This window comes from Streptomyces sp. DH37 (genome assembly GCF_029813835.1).
GTDB lineage: Bacteria > Actinomycetota > Actinomycetes > Streptomycetales > Streptomycetaceae > Streptomyces.
In genome coordinates, this window is record NZ_JARVKV010000177.1 from 1 (window position 1) to 465 (window position 465).

Annotated in this window: 1 protein-coding gene; it reads right to left on the minus strand. The window is 63.9% G+C overall.

The window, feature by feature from the left end; genetic code table 11:
• Positions 1-465, minus strand: a 465-nt coding sequence (locus tag QC029_RS31325; RefSeq protein WP_279559087.1) for an extracellular solute-binding protein, incomplete at both ends; no start/stop codon positions are given.

Here is a 465-nt window from a genome sequence, read left to right on the forward strand (position 1 = left end):
GATAGGCGAAGAACCGCGCCACGCCCTTGTATTCCTCGCGCGGCCGGTCGCGCAGCACCCAGAGCGTGGCGCCGCCGATGATCGAGTTCTGCGGCGCGTTCTTCACGTCCGGCCAATACGGCATCATGCCGTAGCCGGTCTCGAACTTCGAGTTCGCCTTGATGTCGGCGCGCGTCGCCGAGGAGCCGATGAAGATGCCGCATTCGCCGTTCTGGAAGCGGGGCTCGGCCGACTGCCCTCGGCCGCTATAGTCGAACAGTTTCGTCTTCTGCCATTCGGCGAGCTGGGCGACGTGCTTGACGATAACAGGATTGTTGATGGTCAGCTCCGCATCGAGCCCGGCAAAACCGTTGGCGCGGGTCGCCAGCGGCAAATTGTGGAAGGCGGAGAAATTCTCGATGTGGATCCAGGACGGCCAGGACGTGGTGAAGCCGCACACCGCGCCGCGATCGCGCAGGCGTTTTG